Source organism: Prevotella illustrans, assembly GCF_017426725.1.
GTDB lineage: Bacteria > Bacteroidota > Bacteroidia > Bacteroidales > Bacteroidaceae > Prevotella > Prevotella illustrans.
This window is the reverse complement of sequence record NZ_JAERMS010000071.1, coordinates 1-3,197: the sequence shown is the minus strand read 5'-3', so window position 1 is coordinate 3,197 and position 3,197 is coordinate 1. Positions and strand designations below refer to the sequence as shown.

Here is a 3,197-nt window from a genome sequence, read left to right as displayed (position 1 = left end):
ATGTGGAGACGAGCAACGACTTGCCAAACCGGCGCGGCCGACTGAGGAAATAAATCTTTCCGTTTGACACCATATCATGGATGAGCGCGGTCTTGTCCACATAGACATAGCCCTCTTCCCTAATACTTCTGAAATCTTGTATACCGATGGGATATTTCATACTGTAAGAATCATTCCCTACAAAAATAATTCTTTTTGGGCATAATAACAAGTTTTAAATTGAAAAATAATCCATGAAAAGCCAAACAGCCTCCGAAAATCAGTGCCTTTTGTCAAATTTCATAACACTTTTTTGACACTTCCAAAACCTGTCATTTAGCTCGTCGGAGAGGTCAAAAATGGATACGCGAGGGTCAAAATGGGCGGTCGCGAGACCATCGTCGCACTTTTACGAGGCAAAAGGATAGCTATTAGAAGGCCAAAGGGCAGCGATTAGAAGCCAAAAGGGCCGCGATGAAAGCCGAAAAACGGGCAAAAAAGAGCGAAAAAGAGTGAGAAACGTGAGGCTGAAAATGGTAAATGGCTGATTGACAACGATTTATAAAAACGACGAGAATTGCGTTATTTCGTACCAAAATCTTTTTGGTGACAAATAACGCAGCCTACAAACGGTGTTTGTAAAAATAATTCAGAATGCTCGGTTGTAAAATTCCACAAGCCCACCTCCCCGCTTGTCATCACCAAAACAAGTTGTCGTTACTTTTATCCTTACGGCCTTTGCGGAATTGTTTTTTATGCTTATCTTTGCGCGAAAATTACAGACAGAAGATGAATCGCCGGCTTCGAATCATATTGCTGACATGGCTGTTGGCGCTCACAAGCGCCCTACCCGTGATGGCTTCCACCGGTACCGATGACAAGGGAATCGGCGGAGACGTATGACTGACGGCCCCGCACCAGAAGCAGCAGGCCACCATTAGCGATTCGTCACAGGTCTACAGAATTTGCAGTTCGCGTCCGGGCCGCCTGATTCCCACGCTGTTTGCCAAACAAGGGCAGAGCCGCAAACCGCAATTATTTAATTTCAAAACTTTTTCTCTTTCACAGTCACTGCGTCGCGGCCGTCATCACATCCGGCTGTCGCGCCTCGTGCCGCAGCTTCCGTGCGAGTATTACGTTTTCGCGCTGAAGCGGCTTATCTGTTAAGCTCGTCGTTGTATTTTCTTTTTCCTTTTTTACGCGGCATGAAATCATGTCGCCACTCATTTATTTTATCATCATAAAAATACAACAATGGCAAATTTCAATTCATTGCAGATAGCAAAAGCTATCGTTGCGGACAATCGTATATCAGTAAGTAAAGGATTCTTGGGGCTCAGCACCAAGGTGGTTTATAATCCGACGGGCAGCATCGTCAAAGCCTATAAGAAGCAATATGGCGTAGCCGACGGTGAAAAGATTCAAAAACTTCTGACCCTACCGGTTTCACAAATCAAAGATAAGGAACTTAAACACTTCGCGGCAATAGACTTGGGTAACTATCTTTTGGAGGAATTGGTCGACGCCGACCGCCAGTTCGCAGCCCTTCGGCTCTATCGTTACGAACAGTTGCACTACGCGCCCGTGACCGATCTGTTGATTTATGAAGGTGAGGAAGCCGCAATCATTGCCTCCCTGTTTTAGCGTGGAATGACGTAAGGGGGGGTGAATCATTCCGGACGGGCGAATTGTTTTACGTGAAATAATTTCGCCCGTTTACTTATTTTCATTACTTTTGTACACGAAAAAGATTGAGGATAACCCTATATTTGTAATTTATCGTATCATTTCCCGGAATAGATTTATGAGAGAACTTTATCAGAAGAATATCGAAAATCGCCTGATTATCCCGATGACGCAGTTTCTGCAGCGTGAGAAGTCGAGCGGCATCGTGTTGGCCGTGTTTGTCGTTCTGGCGTTGGCATTGGCCAATTCGCCTCTGCGCGACGAGTATTCGCAGTTTCTGGAACATCATTTCGGCTTCATCGTCGACGGCAAGCCGCTACTTAATTTCAGCGTAGAACATTGGATCAACGACGGCCTTATGTCGATGTTCTTCTTCGTTGTGGGGCTGGAGTTGAAGCGGGAATTCATCGGTGGAGAGCTGCGCGACCTTCGGAAGGTCGTATTACCGGTGGTGGCCGCGATCTTCGGCATGCTCTTTCCGGCTGCCATCTATCTGCTCTTCAACATAGGGACGCCCGTAGCCCACGGCTGGGGAATCCCGATGGCAACGGATATCGCCTTTGCCCTGGCCGTGGTCTACATGCTGGGCGACCGCGTTCCCGTGTCGGCCAAGATATTCCTGACCACACTGGCTATTGTCGACGACCTCGGTTCGGTGATGGTGATAGCCCTCTTCTACACGTCTCATATCTCTTTCTTCAACTTGGCGATAGGGCTGGGCTTCCTTTTGGCGATGTTCACGGGCAATCGTCTCGGCGTAAAAAACGTATGGTTTTATGGCGTTCTCGGTATAGGAGGCGTCTGGGTGGCCTTCCTTACGTCGGGCATTCACGCCACCATCTCGGCCGTTCTGGCGGCAATGGTCATCCCGGCCGACTCCCGCATACCGGAATCGGCGTTCATAGCCCGCGTGAAGAAACTCACCCGACAGTTTGAACAGGCCGAAGCCAACGACGTGAGGACGTTGGAACCCGAGCAGTTAGAGATATTATCGAAGGTGAAAGCCGGTTCCATTCAGGCCATACCGCCCCTCCAGCGGCTCGAACACGGGCTTCATCCCTTCGTTTCGTTCGTCATCATGCCCGTCTTCGCTCTGGCCAACGCCGGCGTGTCGTTTGTCGACATGGACGTGACGACGCTGAGCGCGAACGGCGTAGCCATCGGTGTGACGTGCGGTCTGCTTGTCGGCAAGCCCTTAGGAATCCTCTCCGCCGTATGGCTGACGGAGAAAACGGGACTGGGCAGGCGATCCCGTTCCATGAGTTGGCGTACGGTGGCCGGCCTGAGCTTCCTCGCTTCCATCGGTTTCACGATGTCCATGTTCGTCACCATGCTGGCTTTCGATTCGCCCGAAAACCATACGCAGGCCAAGGTCGGCATTTTCGCGGCCTCCATTCTGGGCGGAATCATCGGCTACAGACTATTGAACCCAAATCGGTCATTAGGACGCATTTGCTTAGATTTGTTATTACCGTCATGCTTCCTTACTGCTTTCGTCCGCTTGCCGGCATCTGCGCTGCCATTACATCTCG

The 3,197-nt window shown here is 49.7% G+C and carries 3 protein-coding genes; 2 read left to right on the top strand and 1 reads right to left on the bottom strand.

The genetic code is table 11. The annotated features are described in order from the left end of the window. On the bottom strand, positions 1–160 hold a 160-nt coding region (locus tag JHU38_RS12110), incomplete at its 3' end, for an AAA family ATPase (RefSeq protein WP_207859405.1). Positions 161–1,233: 1,073 nt separating this feature from the next. Here JHU38_RS12110 and JHU38_RS12105 point away from each other — a divergent pair. Both JHU38_RS12105 and nhaA read left to right on the top strand, forming a co-directional pair. Beyond that, positions 1,234–1,623: a hypothetical protein gene (locus JHU38_RS12105; protein ID WP_107581963.1), complete on the top strand. Its 390-nt coding sequence runs from the start codon at positions 1,234–1,236 to the stop codon at positions 1,621–1,623. Between the two features lie 160 nt (positions 1,624–1,783). Beyond that, on the top strand, positions 1,784–3,197 hold a 1,414-nt coding region (nhaA, locus tag JHU38_RS12100; protein ID WP_207859403.1), incomplete at its 3' end, for a Na+/H+ antiporter NhaA.